Origin of the sequence: Bacillus crepusculi (assembly GCF_014764715.1) — a bacterium.
GTDB lineage: Bacteria > Bacillota > Bacilli > Bacillales > Bacillaceae > Bacillus.
Map to the genome: position 1 here is coordinate 1 of NZ_JACXXE010000036.1, position 589 is coordinate 589.

The window sequence follows — 589 nt, forward strand, 5'->3', positions numbered from 1 at the left end:
CTACCGGAGCACACTGGTTTAATTTTTTCTGGAATCGATCGTGATTATAGAATTGAATGTAATCTTCTATGCTTTTATGAAGCTCTTCTTCCGTTTGACACGAAGAAAAGTAAGTGTTCTCTGTTTTGAGATGGGAGAAAAATGATTCGATACAGGCATTATCCAAGCAGTTTCCCCTTCGGGAATGACTACCCTTCAAACCAACGTTTTCTAGTCGCTTTTGATATGCTTTTGTTGTGTATTGAAATCCTTGATCTGAATGAAGTAGGGCTCCTTTGACATCCCGCAGGGATGTCAAGTTTTCTAATGTCTCCATGACTAGTTCAAGATCATTTCGTTTTGACAGTTTCCATGCGACGATTTCATTGTTATATAGATCTTGTATAGCTGAAAGATAATAAAAGCGATGCTGGCAAGCGATATAGGTAATATCAGTCACATATAGCTGATTGTATTGATTGGCTTTAAATTTTCGGTTTAATCTGTTTGGATGGACAACCGAAGCTTGTCTTCCGAAATACCGCCGTTTTTTTCGAATGATTGATTGGACGTTCATCTCTTTCATCAACCTGTAGACACGCTTATGGTT

Annotated in this window: 1 protein-coding gene; it reads right to left on the reverse strand. The window is 38.2% G+C overall.

Annotated features, from left to right (window positions below; genetic code table 11):
• On the reverse strand, positions 1-589 hold a 589-nt coding region (locus tag IEE86_RS19235; protein ID WP_191098563.1), incomplete at both ends, for an IS3 family transposase.